This is a genomic window from Streptomyces diversicolor (assembly GCF_057537855.1).
The window spans coordinates 150115-170378 of record NZ_BAAJXA010000020.1 but is presented as its reverse complement, the minus strand read 5'-3'; the positions used below and the strand labels follow the sequence as shown (position 1 = coordinate 170378).

At 69.2% G+C, this 20264-nt stretch carries 18 protein-coding genes and 4 pseudogenes; 11 read left to right on the top strand and 11 right to left on the bottom strand.

The features are described 5' to 3' along the window. Nucleotides 1-41: 41 nt before the first annotated feature. Nucleotides 42-272 (bottom strand): hypothetical protein, encoded by a 231-nt coding sequence (locus AC27LF_RS24345; RefSeq protein WP_479658511.1) that lies wholly within the window; start codon nt 270-272, stop codon nt 42-44. Nucleotides 273-501: 229 nt separating this feature from the next. Further along, nucleotides 502-573: pseudogene (locus AC27LF_RS24340) on the bottom strand (hypothetical protein); the annotation flags it as partial. Nucleotides 574-658: 85 nt separating this feature from the next. Here AC27LF_RS24340 and AC27LF_RS24335 point away from each other — a divergent pair. Further along, a pseudogene (locus AC27LF_RS24335) lies at nt 659-937 on the top strand (transposase); the annotation flags it as partial. Nucleotides 938-1007: 70 nt separating this feature from the next. Here AC27LF_RS24335 and AC27LF_RS24330 read toward each other — a convergent pair. Beyond that, entirely contained in the window at nt 1008-2222 is a 1215-nt protein-coding gene (locus tag AC27LF_RS24330; RefSeq protein ID WP_479658492.1) for an amidohydrolase family protein, read from the bottom strand. A gap of 103 nt (nt 2223-2325) precedes the next feature. Between AC27LF_RS24330 and AC27LF_RS24325 the strand changes: the two genes are divergently transcribed. Next, nucleotides 2326-2793: a MarR family winged helix-turn-helix transcriptional regulator gene (locus tag AC27LF_RS24325; RefSeq protein ID WP_479658491.1), complete on the top strand. Its 468-nt coding sequence runs from the start codon at nt 2326-2328 to the stop codon at nt 2791-2793. Beyond that, the gene (locus AC27LF_RS24320; RefSeq protein ID WP_479658490.1) at nt 2760-3260 is read left to right on the top strand and encodes an IS3 family transposase; all 501 of its coding nucleotides are present in this window, start codon (nt 2760-2762) and stop codon (nt 3258-3260) included. Before AC27LF_RS24325 ends, AC27LF_RS24320 begins: the two co-directional genes overlap by 34 nt. Here the strand turns inward: AC27LF_RS24320 and AC27LF_RS24315 are convergent. Together AC27LF_RS24315 and AC27LF_RS24310 are read right to left on the bottom strand one after the other, a co-directional pair. Then, nucleotides 3231-4169, bottom strand: coding sequence for a cyclase family protein (locus tag AC27LF_RS24315; protein WP_479663245.1), 939 nt, complete (start codon nt 4167-4169; stop codon nt 3231-3233). The genes AC27LF_RS24320 and AC27LF_RS24315 overlap by 30 nt on opposite strands. Nucleotides 4170-4238: 69 nt before the next feature. Continuing rightward, nucleotides 4239-5171: an alpha/beta hydrolase family protein gene (locus AC27LF_RS24310; RefSeq protein WP_479658488.1), complete on the bottom strand. Its 933-nt coding sequence runs from the start codon at nt 5169-5171 to the stop codon at nt 4239-4241. 469 nt (nt 5172-5640) lie between these two features. On the opposite strand from AC27LF_RS24310, the gene AC27LF_RS24305 reads away from it, so the two are divergent. Next, nucleotides 5641-6261, top strand: coding sequence for a TetR/AcrR family transcriptional regulator (locus tag AC27LF_RS24305; protein WP_479658486.1), 621 nt, complete (start codon nt 5641-5643; stop codon nt 6259-6261). 100 nt (nt 6262-6361) lie between these two features. On the opposite strand, the gene AC27LF_RS24300 is transcribed toward AC27LF_RS24305, so the two are convergent. Beyond that, nucleotides 6362-6799 carry a cupin domain-containing protein gene (locus AC27LF_RS24300; protein ID WP_479658485.1) on the bottom strand — a complete coding sequence of 146 codons (438 nt, stop codon included), beginning with the start codon at nt 6797-6799 and terminating at the stop codon, nt 6362-6364. 298 nt (nt 6800-7097) lie between these two features. After that, nucleotides 7098-7889, bottom strand: a complete 792-nt coding sequence (locus AC27LF_RS24295; RefSeq protein ID WP_479658484.1) for a GntR family transcriptional regulator — start codon at nt 7887-7889, stop codon at nt 7098-7100. A 150-nt stretch (nt 7890-8039) separates the two neighbouring features. On the opposite strand from AC27LF_RS24295, the gene AC27LF_RS24290 reads away from it, so the two are divergent. The 6 genes from AC27LF_RS24290 (at nt 8040) to AC27LF_RS24265 (ending at nt 14897) form a co-directional block, all read left to right on the top strand. After that, on the top strand, nt 8040-9332 hold the full coding sequence (locus AC27LF_RS24290) for a D-tagatose-bisphosphate aldolase, class II, non-catalytic subunit (protein WP_479658483.1): 1293 nt from the start codon (nt 8040-8042) through the stop codon (nt 9330-9332). After that, nucleotides 9329-10501 carry an SIS domain-containing protein gene (locus tag AC27LF_RS24285; protein WP_479658482.1) on the top strand — a complete coding sequence of 391 codons (1173 nt, stop codon included), beginning with the start codon at nt 9329-9331 and terminating at the stop codon, nt 10499-10501. Before AC27LF_RS24290 ends, AC27LF_RS24285 begins: the two co-directional genes overlap by 4 nt. Before the next feature lie 40 nt (nt 10502-10541). Then, complete coding sequence (locus tag AC27LF_RS24280) at nt 10542-11552, top strand: N-acetylglucosamine kinase (protein ID WP_479658481.1); 1011 nt, start codon at nt 10542-10544, stop codon at nt 11550-11552. Further along, the gene (locus AC27LF_RS24275) at nt 11539-12468 is read left to right on the top strand and encodes a DMT family transporter (protein ID WP_479658480.1); all 930 of its coding nucleotides are present in this window, start codon (nt 11539-11541) and stop codon (nt 12466-12468) included. The genes AC27LF_RS24280 and AC27LF_RS24275 overlap by 14 nt, the downstream gene beginning before the upstream one ends. Nucleotides 12469-12685: 217 nt before the next feature. After that, on the top strand, nt 12686-13363 hold the full coding sequence (locus tag AC27LF_RS24270; protein ID WP_479658479.1) for a CBS domain-containing protein: 678 nt from the start codon (nt 12686-12688) through the stop codon (nt 13361-13363). A 145-nt stretch (nt 13364-13508) separates the two neighbouring features. Then, nucleotides 13509-14897, top strand: a complete 1389-nt coding sequence (locus AC27LF_RS24265) for a nicotinate phosphoribosyltransferase (RefSeq protein WP_479658478.1) — start codon at nt 13509-13511, stop codon at nt 14895-14897. A 110-nt stretch (nt 14898-15007) separates the two neighbouring features. Here the strand turns inward: AC27LF_RS24265 and AC27LF_RS24260 are convergent. From AC27LF_RS24260 to AC27LF_RS24245, 4 genes and pseudogenes are all read right to left on the bottom strand, one after another. Continuing rightward, a pseudogene (locus tag AC27LF_RS24260) lies at nt 15008-15157 on the bottom strand (molybdopterin dinucleotide binding domain-containing protein); the annotation flags it as partial. 257 nt (nt 15158-15414) lie between these two features. Further along, the gene (locus AC27LF_RS24255) at nt 15415-17130 is read right to left on the bottom strand and encodes a glycoside hydrolase family 71/99 protein (RefSeq protein ID WP_479658476.1); all 1716 of its coding nucleotides are present in this window, start codon (nt 17128-17130) and stop codon (nt 15415-15417) included. 342 nt (nt 17131-17472) lie between these two features. Further along, nucleotides 17473-17980, bottom strand: a pseudogene (locus tag AC27LF_RS24250) (phosphotransferase); the annotation flags it as partial. Nucleotides 17981-18434: 454 nt separating this feature from the next. Next, on the bottom strand, nt 18435-18713 hold the full coding sequence (locus AC27LF_RS24245; protein ID WP_479658475.1) for a glycoside hydrolase family 78 protein: 279 nt from the start codon (nt 18711-18713) through the stop codon (nt 18435-18437). Between the two features lie 341 nt (nt 18714-19054). Between AC27LF_RS24245 and AC27LF_RS24240 the strand changes: the two genes are divergently transcribed. Then, nucleotides 19055-19891, top strand: coding sequence for an SGNH/GDSL hydrolase family protein (locus AC27LF_RS24240; protein ID WP_479658474.1), 837 nt, complete (start codon nt 19055-19057; stop codon nt 19889-19891). Nucleotides 19892-20264 lie beyond the last annotated feature (373 nt).

Genomic DNA, 20264 nt, shown 5'->3' with positions numbered 1-20264 from the left:
GCGAGGGCCCTCCCCCCATCTCATCCCGGCTGCGTATTCCTTCACGCGGTTGCCTCCCGTACGGATGTCGCCCTCACCAGTTCTGTCGTGGCCCGCTCCAGTTCCGCCGTGTCGGCGGCGAGGGCGAACGCGTAGCGGTCCGGACGGATGATCGCCGCGGCCGCCGTGTGCTCGGCCAGCCAGCGGTCGACAGCCGGTCCGGTTTCCAGGACGACCACGACGTTGAGCCGACGCCACATCTGCCGCACGTCCGCAGACGCGGCGGAGATCACTTTTCGCGCCGCGCGGCTGCGGGCTGAGCTGCCCGATGGCGCCGGCGGGCTCGGCAGCCGCACCTGGTCCCAGCAGCGGCCGGAACCTCTCGATCGTCTGTGTTCCGTTCAGCTCCGGGAACGCGCCCATTCCAAGTGCTTCCATCAGGTTGGACTGGCGGGCGGATTCCTCGATGTAAGGGCGCACGTGTGGAGCGCGCTCACTTTCGTAGGTGTCGAGCAGGGCTGACGGGCTCTCACCCTTCACGACGGCGGCGAGCTTCCACGCCAGGTTCGCGGCGTCGCGCAGCCCGGAACACATGCCCTGGCCGAGCATGGGGGGGCATCTGGTGCACGGCGTCGCCGGCGAGCAGCGGGCGGTGGGAGCGCCAGCCTCGCGCGAGCCACGCCGACCGGATCATCCGGGCCGCAGGCGTCTGGATGACCGGAAGGTCCTGTCGGGCATCCTGTTCGTGTTGTACACGGGCATTCCGTGGGAGTTCCTGCCGCAGGACTTGGGCTTCGGCTCGGGCATGACGTGCCGGCGTCGCCTGCGTGACGGGAACGATGCGGGTGTCCGGCAGCGTCTGCACGAGTCGTTGCCGGCCGAACTGAAGGCCGCCGGTGCGCTGGACTGGTCGAGGGCGGTGATCGACGGCTCGCATGTCCGGGCTGTGAAAGGCGGCCCAGAACAGGACCGTACGGCGCGAGCAAGAACCGGACGGTTGAGTCCTTCCCTCGGCGGACGGACCGCGGTCATGCCGCCAGACGGGTGCCGCGGCGCCAGATCGCACGGGTGTTGAGGGTGTCGCTGATGTCGCTGGTCGGGTCGCCGTCGACCAGCAGCAGGTCGGCGCGAAGACCCTCGGCGATACGGCCCCGGTCGCTGAGGCGGAAGCGGCGGGCTGTTGTCGCTGTGGCGGCACGCAGGGCCCGTTCGGGTGTGAGGCCGGCCGCCACCAGGTGCTGCAGTTCGTGGTGCAGGCTCGCGCCGTGCGCAAGGCCCCCGAAGAACGTCTCGGGCATGGAGACGTCCGTGCCGGCCAGCACGTCGATGCCGGCGGCGTCCAGAGCGCGCACGGTGTCGTACACGTCGTGGAGTCTGCCCTGTGGGTAGCGGTTGTAGCTGGAGCGCAGGGTCTGGTCCCACTTGCTTTCGAGGCGTGCGGAGACCCGGGGGTCGTCGGCGAGTGCGCTGCCGGTGTTCCCCATCATCGAGGCATTGAGAGTGATGCAGGGAATGACGAACATGCCCGCGTCCTTGATGAGGCCGATGATCTCGGCGGTGTGCGGCTGGTCCATGAACACGTGGGTGACGCCGTCGACGCCGGCTTCGGCCGCCATCCTGGTGGCCTCCATGGTCAGCGCATGGGCCACGGTGAGGGCGCCGTACTTCTTGGCTTCGGCGACGCCGGCGTTCACGGTGGCCTGGTCGAGTGAGGGCAGCCCGGGGTGTCCCTCCACGCTGCCGTCGTCGATCATGAATTTGATGAAGTCGGACCCCCGGGCGAGGAGTTGGGGCACGAAGGCGGCCGCTTCCTCGGGAGTGGTGGAGAACGGCATCAGGGGCATCACCGGGGGCAGATCCCACTTCGGCCGGAAGCCTTCGGGCATCAGTTCGCTCGGGTGACCACCGGGCGGTGTGATGGCGAAGCCGGAAGAGCGCACGTCGGCCACGGTGTCGTCGTCGGTGATGAGCCCCCGGTTCTCCCGTGTGTTCATCCCCTGCATCTCCAGTTCGGTCGTCACGCCGAACCGCAGGGCGAGCGCCAGGGAACCCGGGGCGGAGTGCACATGGGCGTCGATGAGTCCCGGCAGCAGTGTGGCGCCGCTGCCGTCGACGATCTCGCTGTCTTTGGGCGCGTCGCCACCGACACGAGCGATCCTCCCGCCGTCGATGACCACGGTCCGCACGCCTACCGTCTTCTCTCCGTCGAAGATCTGCGCGTTGGTGATCGCGGTGAGCGCCATAGCGGTCCGCCTCGTTTCCTCACTCGTTCAAGATTTACATACCCGATGCTATGTACTTGTGCGGTGATATGCAAATGGGCGGGCCTGGCCTAGACTCGGTCACATGAGCAGCGCGTCCTTCTCTGAGCAGCCCTCCGACGACCTGGTGTTGGACCAGATCGGCCCGGCGCTGTCACGTCTGCGACGACGCGCACCGGCGTCGAGCAAGGACCTCTCCCGAAACCTTGTACTGAATGTGATCGCCGATGCGCCGGGCGAGACCACCGTCGGTGGCCTCGCTGCCGAGATGGGCGTCGCCCAGCCGGTGGCCAGCCGGACCGTCGCCGCCTGCATAGAGGACGGGCTGCTGCGCCGGACGGCGTCCCAGTCCGACGGACGCCGCACCGTACTCGAACTCACTGAGCACGGCGAGGCCGAACGCAACCGCTTCGCCGCCGAACAGCGAAAAGCGTTCGAGGAGATCACCGCCGCCTGGTCGCCGGAGGAGCGAATCCAGTTCGCACGTCTCTTGGCTCGGTACGGAGCCGACGCCACCGCATGGTCCAGGAAACAGGCCGCGAACCGCGACTGAACGAGCAGCGCAGGGCCCGGCGGGCGGCGGTGACGCGGTCGGGCGCGTGCTGCATGGTGCCCAACGACGCAGCCCGGTCCACGCCTTGGTCGGCCAGCAGGAGGCCGGCGAGGGCGGCCCCGGGGAGGGCGCCCACGGCGAAGGCCGCGTCGATGGGGAGGGGAACTCCAGTTCCTCCTCCTGACGTCGGACGGCCGCGGCCCGTGTCCGCCCGGCGGGCGGCCGACGCCCGCCTCGCCGCCCGGACACGGGCCGTGCACCGTGAGCCCGACAGCACCTACGGCGTCCCCAGGATCACCGCCGAACTCCGCGACGACACCGGGCGAATCAGCCACAAGCGGACCGCGCGGGTGATACGCAGCATCGATCTGGCAGGCGTGCCACTGCCTCGCAGGCACCGCACCACTGGCGCACACTTCAGCGTTTCGCGACCGACCCTAGAAGACCGCGAGTGGATTGACGGGTAGTCCGGTGGCGCCGCGTACGGGAATCGTGCCGAGCGCGAACAGGAAGCTGTATCGCTCCATTTCGGCACACACTCGCGCCAGCTCTGCCACGCTCACGCAGTCGATCAGCGGCATCCCGAGCTGAGCGAGGGCGACACTGTGCAGCACGGGCGACCCGGCCGACGGTCCAGGGAGCTTGTCGCCGATGTCACCGGCGTACAGGCACACTTCACGCTCCGCCATCCACTCGACGGCGCTCAGCGAGGTGGTCGGCAGGGGACCGAAAGGATCGTCGGCGGCGACCCATCCCCCGCGCACGACCAGCGCATCACCGGACTCGACTCGCACTCCCTGTCGTTCCTCGGCCGCCGTCAGGTCGTCCGCGGTCACGACATGGTTCTCGGCAAGCCGTTCCCCCGGCGCCAGGTCGAGGAATACCCCCCGCGTCACGATCCCGTCGACGAACGCTGACGATGAACTCCGGCTGACCGTCGCCCCCGCGGTTGCTTCGGCGAGTGAAACACCGGGGTAGACCGTGTCGTCGACCGGTATGTGCGCCAGGGCGTCGATGTGTGTCGAACGCGCATGGTGGACGTTGATCAGCAGCACATCGGTCAACGCCGGGCTGGGCGAACCGGTGAACGTCATCGTTTGCAGTACCGCGGACGGCATGCTGTGCTCGGCGAAAGCGACCGGCGCTGCCATGGGTACCGGTGTGATCGGGTGCGCCAAGGAGACAACACGGCCCGTGCTTGCTTCGGCCACGCCGCGGGCGCGCGCTGCGGCCGTGATGAAGTTCAGGGTGCCCCGGTCGTCGTCGGCGCCCCAGCGGCCCCGATTGGTCAGCGGCCCTTCTCCTCGCGGCCAGGAAACTTCGTTCGTGTCCATCTTTCCTCGCAGGTTCTGGTTGACTTCATGAAGCTGCCGCATGAGTGCGGCTCGGCCGGCGTCGCGAACGTCAAGCGAAACCGGGCGTGCCGGCCGGTGCGAGGGGGTTGGTCACTTCGAGTCGATGCTTCCCAGCGGGTCGGCGGCCGCGGCCAGAGACCGCCGGGCGGTGGGCCACGCGTCGTTGTCGAGGCCCAGCGCGGTCCGCAGGTATGCCAGCGTGGCGTTCTGGACGAGCGCGACACGCTGGGGGCTTTCGTCGGTGGTGCGCGTGTCGTTGGCTCCTTGGATACCGCCGAGTCCGTGTTCCGCGCCGAACAGGGTCAGCAGATCGGTGACGCCCGGGCCGAGGCGGTAGCCGTCGGTGAACCAGTCCGGACCGCGCACCGTCAGCGGTGACTGGTCATGGTCACCGGCGACCATGAGGCTGGGCGTCTTCAACTCGGCGAAATCAGGGCTCATGAACGGGAAGTACTGGGCCGCGAGCGGGCTCAGGTCGGCGCCTCCGGTACCGGGCAGGCACAGCAGTACCGCCGCCTTCACACGCGAGTCGCTCATGCTCTCACCGGGAGTCCCGTCGGCGTCGACGACCCGTGCGCCCACGAGGGTGCTGGCGGTCTGTGCGCCCCAGGAATGTCCGGCGACCGCAATACGGTCACGGTCCATGCGCCCGGCCAGCCCTGGTACGCCGGCTTCGACGGTGTCGAGCTGATCCAGGATCCCGGTCAGATCGTCGGTGCGGATACGCCAGATGAGCGGGGTGCGCGGGTCGTCGGGGAGCAGTCCCAGCGAGTCGAGATGGGTGGGCTGGATGACGACAAACCCGCGGGCGGCCCAGAAGCCGGCCAGCGGTGCGTAATCGTCCATGGTCAAGGTCATGCCGTGCGAGAAGACGACGACGGGCAGGTTGTGGCCGGTCGCCGGCGCTGTGACGCGTACCCGCAGGTCCTGGCCGCGGTCCGGGGCGGCCAGTGCGATCGGGCTGACGGAGATGACCGTGGCGGTGAAGTCGTTGCCGCCGTCGGCGGACGTGGTGTCGCTCATGAGGTGAATGCCTTTCTCAAATGGCCCAGTGAGCCCATGCTGTGCGGCGTCTGGCACCACCGGTTATGTGGAGCGCCGCTCCGGTACACCATATGGAGCGTTGCTCCGCTTTGCAAGCGGGGTGCTCACGATGCCTCCCGGCCCACACACAGCCCGCACCAGCGGGTCGCAGTGCGGGAGTCGCCGCCGCATCGGGCCTCGACACGGGCCCCGTCTGCCGCCACCTCCCCACCGGGCGGACCTGGTGGTCGCGGTCTTCCTGCACCGTGTAGACGCGCTCGCCGCCGGCGCTCCAGCACGAGGTCCTGCTGCCACGGGTTCACCGATTCGCCGACTTCCTGGTCACCGAGCACGGAACTCGCGGGTGACGGCCGGGGGCGCGCCACGGTCTGGCATGATGCAATCGGAGCAACACTCCACATCAATCCACAGAGCATCGCTCCGCTTGGCGAGGCTGGAGGTTCCCGCAGTGTCATCGGCTGACTCGCCGCAGGCCGTGGTCGGCCGGCGCAAGCGCTCGGACGCGCGCCGCAACGCGCAGACCCTTCTCGACGCCGCCGCGACCGTCTTCGTGCGCGCCGGGATCGATGCGCCGGTGCGGGACATCGCCGCTGAGGCGGGCGTCGGCATGGGGACCCTCTATCGCCACTTCCCCACCCGGTCCGACCTGGTCGTCGCGGTCTTCCGCCACCAGCTCGACGCGCTCGCCGCGCCACAGCCCACCGCTTCCGGCCGGACTCCCGAAACCCCCTACGAAGCCCTTCGGTCATGGGTGGCCCGGTTCACCGACTTCCTGGTCACCAAGCACGGCCTGGCCGAGGCCCTGCAATCCGACCAGGCAGGCTACGAGAGCCTGCACGCCGAGTTCGTCGACCGCTTGGTCCCGGTGCTCGATCAGTTGCTGCGGGCGTCCGCGGACGCCGGCCAGACGCGTGCGGACGTACGCCCCCTGGACCTGATGATCGCCGTCGGCAACCTGTGCATCGGAGCGGGGACGTTCCCCGACTACCGCGCCCGCCACATGGTCGACGTCCTCCTCGCGGGCCTCGCACGACCCGCCCCGGCTCGGACGGGCAGCGAGCCCGCGTAGCCCCGCCGCCCGGCCCGCGCGGCCTCTCCGACGCCCGCCCGGCCCCCTTCCCCTTCCCCGGGCGCACCCGGCTACAGGCATTGATGCCGGCCGAGATCAATCAAGGCATCTCGAAGTCAAGGGGGTCGAATCCGGGGGCCACCACACAGGTGACCAGTACGGGAAGGTCACCGGCGGGTTCGGCGGTCTGCCAGACGTTGGCCGGCACGCGGAGTTGGGGCAGCTCGCCGTGCTCAATATCGCCGCCCAGCGTGACAGTGACGGCGCCCGTCTTGTCGGGGACGGGACCCGTGCCGCCCAGTCGCATGGTCAGTGGTCCCTCGCGGTGCCAGAGCCATATCTCGTCGGAGCGGACCCGGTGCCACTGGGACACCTCTCCGGGGTGCAGGAGGAAGTAGATGCCGGTCGCCATGGAGCGCTTGCCCTCGTATCCGGGCAGTTCGGCCTCGGCGGCTGTTCGCCAGGTCTCCCTGAACCAACCACCTTCCACATGGGGTTGGAGACCCAGCTGGGACACGAGTGCGGAAGGCTTACTCATGCGGACATGCTCTCACGGGGGTGGGCGCCCCACGCCGTGCATGCTGGAACAAGACCTACGGTCAACGCCCACAGACGGCGTTCGTCGGCCACGGCCCGGGCGGAACGGGGGAACCGCCCGCCGTGTTCCCCGGACAAGGGAACACGGACTCAGAGCCGGGCGTGCCCGCACCCCCGCGCCTCACCGCCGACACACCCAACCGGCCTGGCCTGTACAGCTCTTTGCGATCGGTTCGAGGCGTCGTGGCTGACGAACGATCCTGGCCCCGGAGCGTGACGGGCCTCGCGGCGCGGCGAGTTCACCCGGTGATCGAGGCCCGGAAGTGGTAGCGGTCACCGCGGTAGACCGCCGCGGTCAGCTCCAGGGGCTGGGCGCTCTGGTTGAAGGCGAGCTGGGTGGCGACCAGCACGGGGGTCGTATCGGTGATCTCCAGCAGCTTTCGTTCCTCCTCGGTCGGATGCCGGGCCTCGACGGAGTAGTCGGCGACCTTGGGCAGTTGGGGCGGGTCGGCTCGGCGGAGCGTGGCGAAGAGCGTGTCCTTGGTGAAGTCGGTTTCCGCCAGTTGCGGACACAGCCCGAGGGGCAGCCGGTTGTGCTCCAGGACGACGACGATGTCGTCCAGGAAACGCAGTCGGCGCATCTCGAAGAGTGCGGCCCCCGGGCCGATACGCAGCCGTTCGGACTCCTGGACCGTGGCCGCCCGGACCTTGGACTCCAGGACTGTGTCCCGTAGCCGGAAACCGTGCTGCTCGGCGTAGTCGGCGAAGCCCTGCACCGACTGGCCGCCCCCCGGAGCGGGCGACGGCCGGGAGCCCGGGACCGCGCGCTCGTAGCCCCGGGCGAGGAACCATCCGCGGGCCGGCGAGGACTCGATGACGTCACGCTCCGCCAGTTCGTTCAGCGCGCTGCGCAGCGTGACGCGTGAGACGCCGTACCGGTCCGCGAGCGACCGCTCGGACGGCAGGCGGTCCCCGGGCCGGGCGCCGTTCGCGGCGATGTCGTCCAGAAGACGTCCGGCGATCCGGGAGTACAGAGGCAGGGACTCAGCGCCCAGCAAGCCCTGCGGGAGAGCGTGATCCGAAGAAGCCATACCAGAGGTATACCAGTTGGTAGCAGACCAATGCAATACCAGATTGGGACCATTGACGACCAATCCGCATACCACTAGCATTCCACTGACGTTTCCGGAGGCATGTGTACCGTTTTGGGCCGCGCCCTTCGGCGAACCTTGGAGTGGATCATGTGGAACCCCTTGGACGAAGTGGTACGACGCCAGAAGGCGGGTGAGCCGTACGGCATCACCTCGGTGTGCTCGGCCCACCCGCTGGTCATCGAGGCGGCCGTACGCCAAGCCCTCGCGTCGGGAGGCGTGCTCCTGGTGGAGGCGACCTCCAACCAGGTCGACCAGTACGGCGGTTACACCGGCATGCGGCCGGAGGACTTCCGCGAACTGGTGCAGGCCGTGGCCACCGAGCACGGGCTGCCGCTGGACCGGGTCGTCCTCGGCGGAGACCACCTGGGACCCAACCGGTGGCGCTCGCTGCCGTCGCGGGAGGCCATGGCCGAGGCGGATGCCGTCGTCGCGGCGTATGTCCGGGCGGGCTTCACGAAGATCCACCTCGACTGCAGCTTCTCCTGCGCCGACGACCCCGCACCGCTGACCGACGACGTGGTCGCCGAGCGCACCGCCCGCCTGGTGCGGGTGGCCGAGGAGAGTGCGGGCGACCGTGCCGCCGCCCTGCGCTACGTCATCGGCACCGAGGTGCCGGTGCCCGGAGGGGCGCACGAGACGTTGGAGGGTATGACGGCCACCAGCCCCCAGGCCGCACACCTGACCCTGCGGCGCAACCGGGAGGCCTTCGCCGCCCACGACGTCGCCGACGCCTGGCCCCGCGTGATGGCCCTGGTCGTGCAGCCGGGTGTGGAATTCGACCACCTTCAGGTGTTCGACTACCGGCGTGAGCGGACGACCGACCTGCGTGAGGTCCTGGCCGACGAGCCGAACATGGTCTTCGAGGCCCACTCGACGGACTACCAGACCGTCGACGGACTGTCCGCCCTGGTGGAGGACCACTGGGCCGTGCTCAAGGTGGGCCCCGGGCTGACGTTCGCGCTGCGCGAGGCCCTGTTCGCGCTGGCTGCCATCGAGGACGAACTCGTCGTCCCCGAGGCCCGCTCCGGGATCATCGAGGTGGTCGACCGCCGGATGCTTGACGAGCCTTCTTGGTGGTCGGGGTACTACGAGGGGGACGCCGCCGAGCAGCGGCTGGCCAGGCGCTACAGCTACAGCGACCGCATGCGCTACTACTGGCCCGACCCCGAGATCGCCGCCGCGCAGGACCGCTTGTTCGCCAACATCTCGGCCCTCGACGTCCCGCTTCCCCTTGTGAGCGCCCACCTGCCCGACCAGTACCGGCGGGTCCGGACCGGCGCCCTCTCCGCGACACCCCGGGACCTGGTCGTCGACCGGATCCGAGACGTCCTGCGCGACTACGAACGCGCCTGCCGTGTGCAAGACAAGGAGTACGTGTGAACACCCGCACCCGGAACGCGACACCCCAGGGTGGCGGGGCCGACCACACAATCGCGGAGATCACCCAGCAGCCCGCGGTGTGGCGTGAGGTCGGCGCGATCGTCGCCGCAGGACGGGACCGCCTGGACACGTTCCTCGAACCGCTGCTCGCCCAGCAGGAACTGCGGATCGTCCTGACCGGAGCCGGTACCTCGGCCTTCGCCGGGGAGATCGTCCGGGCGGCGACGGCGCAGGCCACCGGCCGCCGTGTGGACGCGGTGTCCACCACCGACATCGTCGCGGACCCCTACGCGTCCTTCCCGGACGACGTCCCCACGCTCCTCGTGTCCTTCGCACGTTCCGGGGACAGCCCGGAGAGCGTCGCGGCGACCCGCCTCGCCGAGCAGGTCCTGACCCGCGTGAACCACCTCGTCATCACCTGCAACGCCGCCGGACGCCTGGCCCGGGCGCACGGCGAGAGTGCCGCGTCCCACGTCCTGCTCATGCCGGCCGCGGCCAACGACCAGGGCTTCGCCATGACGTCGAGTTTCACCAGCATGCTGCTCGCGGCCCTGCTCGCCTTCGGCGCGCTCGACACCGATGACATCGAGGCACCGGCCATCGCGGCCGAGCACATCACGGCAGGGGGCCTGGACCAGGCCATCGACACCCTGCTTGCCCGCCGGCCCGAACGGCTTGTCTACCTCGGCGGCAGCAGCGCCCTGAAAGGGCTCGCCCAGGAGTCAGCGCTGAAGCTGCTTGAGCTGACCGGAGGCGCACTCGTCGCGTCCTCGGAGTCCTCACTCGGCTTCCGCCACGGCCCCAAGTCGCTCCTGAACAACCGCACGGCCGTCATCGTGTACGTCTCCAACGACCCCTACACGCGCCGCTACGACCTCGACATCATCACCGAGCTGCGCGCCGGCCTCCCGCCCGGCAGTGTCGTGGCCGTCACCGCCTCCCCCGAGGGCGTCCCCGGGGACGACACCTGGCTGCTGCCCGAACTCACCGGCGCCGCCGACGCCGCCCTCGCCCTGCCCGCCGTGCTCGTCGCGCAGCTCATCGCGCTGCGTTCCTCCATGGCCCGCGGCATCCGCCCCGACAACCCGTTCCCCTCGGGAGAGGTGAACCGTGTGGTGCAGGGCGTGACCGTGCACCCGCTCCCCGAGCGACGTGGCCACGTCGCGTGAACAAGCAGCGTCCCCAAGAGAGCCGAGCGGAGGAACAACGATGTTTCTGGGTGTGGACGGCGGAGGCACGAAGACAGCCTTCTGTCTGATCGACGGCGCGGGCACCATCCGGGCCCGGGCCCTCGGAGAGAGCGCCTACTACTTCGCGGACAACGCCACCGGTGGCGTCGACCACGTCGTACGGGTCCTCGAACAAGGGATCGGGGCGGTGACCGAGGCCGCGGGCATCACACCCGCGGACATCGACCACGCGTTCCTGGGCCTGCCCGGGTACGGAGAGGTCCCCAGCGACATCGCCGCGCTGGACGCCGCCCCCGGCCGGGTGCTGGGACATCAGCGCTACGCGAGCGACAACGACATGATCTGCGGCTGGGCCGGTTCGCTCGGTGCGGTGGACGGCGTCAACGTCATCAGCGGCACCGGCTCGATGACGTACGGCGAGCGGCGGGGCCGCGGCGTTCGCACCGGGGGCTGGAGCGAACTGTTCAGCGACGAGGGCTCGGCGTACTGGATCGCCACCCGGGCACTGAACGTGTTCTCCCGGATGAGCGACGGCCGGATGCCCGAGGGCCCTCTCGCGGACCTACTGCGCCGGCACCTCGGGCTGACCTCGGATCTCGAAGTGATCGACGTCGTACTCAACCGCTGGCAGGGACACCGCAGCGAGATCGCCTCGCTGACCCCTCTGGTGGTCGAGGCGGCCGGCTCGGGCGACACGGAGGCCGCCGCCATCCTCACCGAAGCCGGCCGGGAACTGGCCCTGCTGGTGGACGTGGCCCGACGCCGCCTGGGTTTCTCCCCCGACGAGACCGTCCTCGTCTCCTACTCGGGCGGCGTCTTCCGCTCGGCCGGCGTGCTCGACGCGTTCACCGCGGCCCTGCGGAGCAGCGCTGCCGGGTACGAACTGCGGCGGCCCCTCTTCGAACCGGTGGTGGGTGCCGCGCTCTACGCGGCCAAGCTCGCCGGCACCCCGCTCAGCGCCGGGGCACTGGCCGCCCTGCGCGCCAGCACACACATCACCGCCACGGAGAACAGCCATGACATCGCATGACAGACGAACCTGGATCCTCTACGCGGGCCTGTTGGTGCTGTTCTGGGGTGTCTGGGGGGCGTTCTCCAGCCAGCCGACCGAGCGGTACGGCTATCCGGACGAGATGATCTACGTCATCTGGGCCTTCACCATGCTCGTCCCGGCCGCGGTCGCGCTGCGCCGGGAGAGGTTCGACCGCCGCCCGATCGCCGCGGTGTACGGGCTCGCGGCCGGACTCACCGGAGCAGGCGGCCAACTCCTGTTGTTCCAGGCGCTGTCCGACGGTCCCGCGTATCTGATCTTCCCCGTGGTCTCCCTCTCCCCCGTGATCACCGTCCTGATGGCCGTGGCTCTGCTCCGGGAACGGATCGGAAAGCTCGCGGTCAGCGGGGTGATCGCGGCACTGATCGCCATCGTGCTGATCAGCATTCCCGCGGGCGCCGGCGGCTCGGTCAGCACCGGGTCCTGGCTGCTGCTGGCCGTACTCATCTGCGTGGCCTGGGGAGCGCAGGCGTTCTTCATGCGCAAGGCCGCCCTCGCCGGCGTCAACGACGCGACGACGTTCGGCTGGATGACCATCAGCGGGCTGGTTCTCGTCCCCGTCGCCGTCCTCATGATGGGCGGGCTGCCCGACGCTCCCTGGCAGGCCCCGGCGCTCACCGCCGGCACCCAGATTCTCAACGCCGTGGGCGCGCTGTTCCTCGTCATGGCGCTCAGCCGTGGCAAGGCCAGTGTCGTCGCCCCGATCACCAACGCCCTGGCGCCCGTCCTCACGATCGTGCTGTCCCTGGTGGTCTATCAGACACTGCCGACGATATGGGCGACGATCGGCATCGTGCTCGCCCTCGGCGGGTCGACGCTGATGGTCTACGCCGACGAGAAGCGCGAGGAGATTCCCGAGGCCCTGGAGCCGTCGACACCGGCCGCCGGTTCGTGAGCCGTCGCACTCCGCCGCCTCGCACCCGCCCCGCGGGCCGGGCCCCCGGCCCTGTGGCCGCGCGCCGGCCGAGGCCGGCGAGGACCGTCGAGCCGCCGCCCCGGCAGCGATCCTGACGCCTGGGATCTCCACCCGGCACTCTCCTTGGAGCACAGTGGAGACATGGGGGGTGAGCCGGCGTCCACCGCGCGACGCGCAGGCAGGAAGGAGGTGCGAGATGACCGCCCAGCACAGCACCGTCAGCGAGGTGATGACACGGGATGTCGTCACCGTTCGACCGGACACCCTGTTCAAGGAGATCACGTCCGTCCTGTCCCGTCACGGCATCAGCGCCGTGCCCGTGGCCGACGAGAACGGTGCTCCGATGGGGCTGGTGTCCGAAGCCGATCTGCTGCGCAAACAGGCCGAACAGCCCGATGAGTACGGTGGCCGCGCGGCATCGCCCGGGTGGCCGCGTGAGAGGGCCAAGGCACGCGCGGAGAACGCCGCCGGGCTGATGACCACCCCCGTGGCCACCGCGCACGCCGACTGGCCGGTGGCCCAGGCGGCCCGCGAGATGGACCGCCGCCACGTCAAACGGCTGGTGGTCGTGGACGAGACGGAGCACATCATCGGCATCGTCAGCCGACCCGACCTGCTGCGCGTCTTCCTGCGTCCTGACGAGGAGATACGTCAGGAGATACGCGATGAAGTACTGACGGCGATACTGCGGCTGAGCGGACAGGAGGTGCAGGTCCAGGTTCACGACGGCGTCGTCACCCTGCGCGGTCGGGTCGACAGGCACAGCACCGCCCGGATCGCCGAACAGCTCGCCAAAGGCGTGGACGGTGTGGTCACGGTCCGGCCCATGATCGACTACGCCGTCGACGACAGGGCCGCCGAGGGCCCACCGTAGTGGGGTGTCGAGCCGCGGAGGTGCCGCACGTTCGTGCGGGCGGTGCGGAAGTCGGCGCGGCCGGACGGCGTGAATCGGCATGCCGGTCCGCGTGATGGGCCGGTGACGTGCGGACGGCCGCGGCGGAGTGCGGGAGGTGGCTCCGATGTCCGATGCGACGACGACCGATCTGTACGAAGTGACCATGGCCATGTCCTATCTGCGGGAAGGGATGACCGGCCCGGCGACCTTCAGCCTCTTCGTCCGTACGATGCCCCCGGATCGCGGCTTCCTGGTCGCCGCGGGGTTGGAGTCGGCGCTTGACTACCTGTCCGGCCTGTGTGTCGGCCCCGAGGACGTCGAAGCCTTCGCTTCGGCGCTGCACCGGGCGCCGCGGGACCTGGAGGCGCTGCGCGGCCTGGAGTTCGACGGCCAGGTGCGGGCGGTACCGGAGGGACGGATCGTGCTCGCGGGAGAGCCCCTCCTGGAGGTCACCGCGCCTCTTCCGCAGGCGCAGCTGGTCGAGACGTGTGTACTCAATCAGCTCAGCCATCAGACGGCGGTCGCCTCCAAGGCAGCCCGTTGCGTGCTCGCGGCGGCCGGGCATCCGGTGGTGGACTTCGCCCTGCGGCGGACCCATGGTTTGCAGGCGGGGTTCCAGGCCGCCCGGCTCGGCGCTCTGACCGGTTTCGCCGGTACCAGCAACGTGGCCGCCGCCACGGCCGAGGGCATACCGGCCGTCGGCACGATGGCTCACTCCTTCGTGGAGGCGTTCCCGGCGGAGGACGAGGCGTTCCGGGCCTTCGCACGGTGTCATCCCGGTCCGGTGACGTTCCTGGTGGACACCTACGACACCGAGGCGGGCGTCCGCACTGCGGCACGCGTGCTGCGCGACCTGGACCGCGGGCCCGGTTCGGCGATCCGGCTGGACAGCGGCGACCTCGCAGACCTGGCGGTACGGGCGCGTGCCGTCCTCGACGACGCCGGCCTGCCGGATGTGCGGATCGTCGCCAGCGGCGGCCTCGACGAGTACGCGGTGGACGAACTGGTCCGCTCCGGGGCACCGATCGACATCTACGCGGTCGGCACCCGTGTCGGGGTGTCGGCCGACGCACCGTATGTGGACTCCGCGTACAAGCTGGTGGAGTTCGACGGCAGACCGGTGATGAAGCTGTCCTCGGCGAAGGTGACGGCACCCGGGCAGAAGCAGGTGTTCCGCCGCCCCCGCTACGCCGATGTGATGGCGCTGGCCGACGAGCGGTCGCCCGAGGACGGCAGGCCGTTGCTGGAGACGGTGATGCGGCACGGGCAGCGCATCGGCAAGAGGCCCACACTCGACGAGTGCCGGGAGCGGTTCGACGCCGATCTGGCCGAGCTGCCACCAGCGGCGCGGCGGATCCGGGCTCCTGTGGCACCTCGCGCGACGGCCTCCCGGCGGCTGACCGCACTCACCGACCGTGTCCGGCGCCGCATCGGGCAGGAGACGGCCCTCAGCGCCCCGTCCCGGGCCCCGGAGCGAACCGCGTCCGGATCGCGGCCACGCCTACGGCCGTGACCTTGTACTCGGGGCAGGACGTGAGGGTGTCCGCGTGGTCGGAGGTGAGGGTTCACTCCGCTCGCGGGGACGTGGAAGGAACAGAAGACCTGGCCGGGCGCGGTCTGTTCGCCGAGCCGCGCGACGAGCCGGGACCGGCCGTGCCGGCTCTCCACGCTGACCCGCGCGCCGTCCCGTACGTCGTACCGGAGGGCGTCATCCGGGTGGATGTCCAGGAAGTCGACCGGGTCGAGAGCGAGGTTGCCGCCGCGTCGGGTCATGCTGCCCGGGTTGCAGTGGGCCCACCGCCGCCCGGTGACCAGCAGCAGGGCACGGCGCCCTCCCGGTCCAGCCGGTCGTGGGAGAGACCGGCGAAGACGGGGGCGATGCGTCCGCACTCGGCGAGGGCGGCGGCGGGTTCGCACGTTCACGACACGGCAGAGAGCCCGCTTCTGTGGCTGGAACGCATGCGGTGCCGGCCCCGCCTCATCAAGGGTCTCATCGCCACGTCCGGACTCGACCTCCAACCGGCTTGACCTCAGCCGATTCTGGTTCGAGGTACCTTTGCGATGGCGTCGAGGCGTAGTGGCCTGCCCGCGCCCTTGATTTCGAACAGCGTCGGGCATATCCATCCGCCTTCGTCGAATTCGTTCCAAGCGTAGATGAGGACCGCGTTGGCCGACGCACTGTCTGGATGAGTATGGCTCCAGCTTACGGCCCGTCGTAGGTGTGCTGCGATTTCCTCAGGTGTCGCCTGCTGCGTCCACTCGTCCTTGAACCCCGTGTAATTGGGCTCCCAGGAAAGCGGGTAGTCATACCGTGGACGCTTGTCCCAACCTGTCGAAACGGTCGGGATGACGGCTCCTGCCGCCGCGGCGTACTGATCCCACAGGTTGCTTTCCGTGTCGGCGAGTTCAGAATACGGGTGGCCGTTTTGCTCTCCAGTCGCATAGCGGCTCACCGCATCGGCGCCCGAGGCAGTCTTGACATTGGCTGCGCTCTGCGCGGTCCACGCCATGGCCACGATGTACGGATCAGGCAGCCCGGCCTGCGAACAAGCCGTCCTCATCTTTGCGACCCAGTCCGCCGTGACAGTGGAGAAGAAGTACACGAGTGGCCGTCCGCCGAGCACTCGCTGGTAGTTCGGCTCACTGAACCGCGCCACGAGGTGCGGCAGGTTCGTGACATAACTTCCGGTGAAGTTGCCATCCAATATGGCGCACCAGCTGACGTCATTCCTGTGTTCACTGGAAAGGTACAACTCTCGGGCTCGCGCCAGCGGTTGCTGCGGATAATAAAGGAAAGCCCAGTAGTCGATTCCGGCCTTCTTGGCGTATCGGATCTCCCGGTCCATGACGCTCTGGAGGGACGCATCGCTGTTGACCGACTCGGTCACCCGTACACTGACGTCGTCGATGTAGAGGTCGCAAGGTGAGCCCTCACCGGCGCCGAAGACGAGGGTGTCGAGCACTGTCGTGGAGCTGCGGAACGCCGCATTGCGCACCTTCCGTATGCCGTCCACGAAGATGTCGACAAATGGCGCGGCGCCCTCGGGGGGCGCGGGATCGATGACGATCTTGATCGAATACCACGTATCGTCCTCGATGACTTGGACAACGTGCCAAGTGCCGTCGGATGCGCGATAGACAAGTTCCTTGGTGCCGGCGTCGCCGCGGGTGGCCAGGTCGAGGGCGGCAGATGAGCCGCCGCTCACGCTTGCGAGGGCCCCCTTGCCGGCATGTGTCTCCTTCCACTGCCACTGCACGGTGACGGCACGTTCCTGCGCGGAGAACGTGTGGGCCATCGTCACGGTTGACTCTGTGGAGCTCCGCAGATGCGCGGACTTGCCCGCTCTGCCGGACACCTCAACGACCGCCGCAGCACCACCCAGAGGGGCCGATACCTTCCAACCGGCAGGAGCGGCACCGGTCGTCTCCGTGTCAAAGCTCCGGTCGATCAACACCGGCCGCGGAACCGTGATGTCGGCATAGAACGGCAGCCGGAAGTGGTACTTGTCCGGTGACAGTGTGCGGTTCACGCCGCTCCCGTAGTGGGAATCACCGCCCACCCAGGCGTCCCATCGAATCGCCCCGACCAGGGTCCTGGTGCCCTGCGGCCCTCTCCCGGCAGCCACGGCTTCCATCGGCACGGAGAGGCCGAGGGCGGCTGTACCCGACACCGCGGTCGCCGCCCGGAGGATGTCCCGGCGACTCGGCTTACCGGCAGGAATGGAATTCGAAACATCTTCTGTCATCGTGAATCCTCCTCGGATCTGAGATGTGCCCTGCGCTCTCTACCGCCGAGCCTGGAAGTCGGCACATTCATGTCGGTGCCCACTCCCGGCGACCTGTTCGCACACCCGCGGCAGGACGATATCCCTCGCTGGAAAGATTGCTGCCGGCATCATGTTGGGCAGTTGTTGGACAATCTTGCCGACCGTTGATCACGGCGGTGGCTCAGCGGGCGTCGACACTGGGCGTCGGCGGGGAGCGGCGGACATGGCGATCAGTACACCGATGGCGGAGCGGACGGACAGGGTGATCCGCGGCCGCCTGGGAGCCCGCAGCCCGGATCGCGCGTGCCTCGCGGGCACAAATGCGTACTCGGGGCCGCACCAGGGATCCTCTGATCTCCAGCTCGCGGGCGGCGAGGGCCAGGTCCGCGTGGCGATCGGCGCGACCCCGGCGGCACACGTTCGATCACTCCGGTGCCCCGGCAACTCCCGGGGCCGAGCGGCACGTTGTTGGGGCACAGGCCCCGTGGCAGACGACCAGTTCCTCGTTCTCGGGCCGAGTTCGGTCGAGTTCGACGAGGAGTTGGTCACCGGACCGGTCTGCGTGCTCCTCCTGGATGCCGTCGAGATTCACGAAGCCCTCGCGGTCGCGGGTGTCGGGCTTCGGCGACCGTCACGGCCAGGCTGCGGTCGAAGGGGCAGTCGCCGAGAGGCAGTTCGTGCAGGGGGCGCGGGCGAGGCCGCAAGCCGGCCGGCCTCGCCGACCAGGTAAGGGGGAATTCCCCGGTTGGCGCGGAGCGATTTTCACATAGAGCCCGGGCTGCTGTCCGGCGAGGCGGTACACGGAGGCGCCTGAATCTCCTTCGTTCACGGCGGTCCATTCGGAGGCCGCACGACGTTTCCCGGCGTTGTGATGCCGCCGAACAGTTTCGGACGCGGGCGGTCCGGGGTCAGCGGGGTGCGCCCGCGAGGATGGGCGCGGCGTCGACCGACGAGCCGAACTCCCTTACCCATTGGGCTAGATAACCGCCCGTGAGCTGCGGCAGAAAGGCAATCTGCGCCGCCAGGTCGCCGGTGTCAGGGTTGGTGGTGGGCCCGCGGTGGCGGGGTGTCTGCCAGCAAGCCTGTCGAAGTCGACGCGGGGCATGTTGACGCGTACACGCCACACGGGGTACGGTCCAGCCGAATTGGCGCACCCCCCATGCACACGGCTTCCGCTTCAGCGGTTGAGGCGGGAGCAAGAAGGGCGCATTCCCATGTTGATCCTGTTCAAAAAGATACGATTACGGTTCCCCAGGAAATTCGCGCGTGCGGCGATCGGCCTGTCAGCGGGAGTTCCGCTCGCGGGGTACGTGACCGCAGGGACCGCTGTCTCCGGCACCGGCTCCCAGGGTGGCAGGGCGAGCCGACCAGTCCCTCTGATCCAGCAGCGCTGCCTCGACACGAGCGCGGCTGCTCCATGGCGTCCATTCGCGCTCGGTTCGGACACGCACTCGCCACCAGCGCACCTCCCTGCTGCGTAGCACAGGTCCCGGCATCTCGATGTCGTGGCTCCGCTCGCCCGGCACCATGCCACTGCTATACGCCCGCACCGAAGCCGTCATCGGCGGCCCACTCGACGTGCGGGCGGTCTGCACGGCGGGCGAACTGGCGCACAGTGCGCGCCTATCGGCGTTCCCGGACCGGTGCGACGAGGGCGAGGCCGATGCCCTCGCCCTGATCGCGGGCGTTCAGGTCCGACGCTCCTCGACCACTCCGACCGATCGGAGTCCTGCGCCGACGAAGCGCCGAGCCGCATGGACGGCTCACCACCCCAGGACCGCCGCCCTGGCGAACACCCCCGTTGCGCACACCGCCGAATCCGACTCCCGGTCGCGCAGCACCACCAGTTCTCCGCCTGCTCCAACAGGTCTTCCAACACCCTCACACACTCCAGGAGTGAAGCATGCGCTCGTCAAGAGCCCGCAGACGCCTCGCGGCGCTTTCCCTCGCGGTGGCCGCCCTCTGCCTTGCGGTCCCGGCCGCCCCGAGTGCGTACGCCGCGGACGTCGATCCGGCGGCCGCCGGCAAGTATGTGGCACTCGGCGACTCATACGCCGTGGCGCCCGGCACACGCGAATACGACAACCCTGACGACCCGTGCCGTCGTGGCCCGTCGACGTACTCCCGGTTATGGGCCCAGCAGCACCCCTCGTACTCTTTCGTGGAGGCGTCGTGCTCCGGGGCGACCACCGCGGACCTGACGAACCAACAGGTGCCGCAGCTCACCGCGGACACCACACTGGTGACGGTGCAGGTGGGCGGTAACGACGTCGGTTTCGTCGACGTGCTGACGCACTGCATTCTCACCATCGACGACAAGGACTGCGTCGCCGGGGTGGAGGCCGCGAAGGCCGTCGCCACCAGCAGTCTGCCGGGCGCGCTGGCGAACACCTACGCGGCGATCCGGGCGAAGGCACCGAACGCCGTGGTCGTGGTCGTGGGCTACCCGCGGCTGTACACGATCGGCGGCAATTGCGGCATCTTCGGGCTGAGCGACCGCGAGCGGACGGCGCTCAACTCGGCCGCCGACACCCTGGCCTCGGTCACAGCGGCGGAGGCAGCGAAGGCCGGTTTCGTCTTCCTCGACCCGCGTGCCGCGTTCGACCCGCACACGATCTGCTCCAACGGCCCGGTCTGGGTGACGAGCCTGGAGTGGGACAAGATCAACGAGTCCTACCACCCCAACAAGGCCGGGCACCGCGACGGATACCTGCAGTTGCTCAACACGTTCACGGGCTGATCACGGCAGGTTCTTCGGCCGTTCCGGACACGCCACCGCATGCGTGAGTCCGGTGGCACGACAGCCGTCGTCGGATCACCCGCTGCTGTCGTGCCGCCGGCGTCCTCCGGGACGTCTTGCGTCGTGCTGAGCTTGTTGGCGTGACGTCGTGGCTGGCAAGCGGTGATTGACGCGGTAGGCCGGCTGGTCTATGAGGTATCCGCAAGGGCAGCGGAGCTTCCGCCCGGACGGATCCATGAGGACCTGTTGTCCAGCTGTGAGCGGATTGAAGCCGGGAAATATTGTCCAATGATTGGGCAACGTACTCCAAGGACTACCGGGATACCAGTCGCTACCTTTCCCTCAGATCGAACCCGTCGAAAAAGGCGCGTTC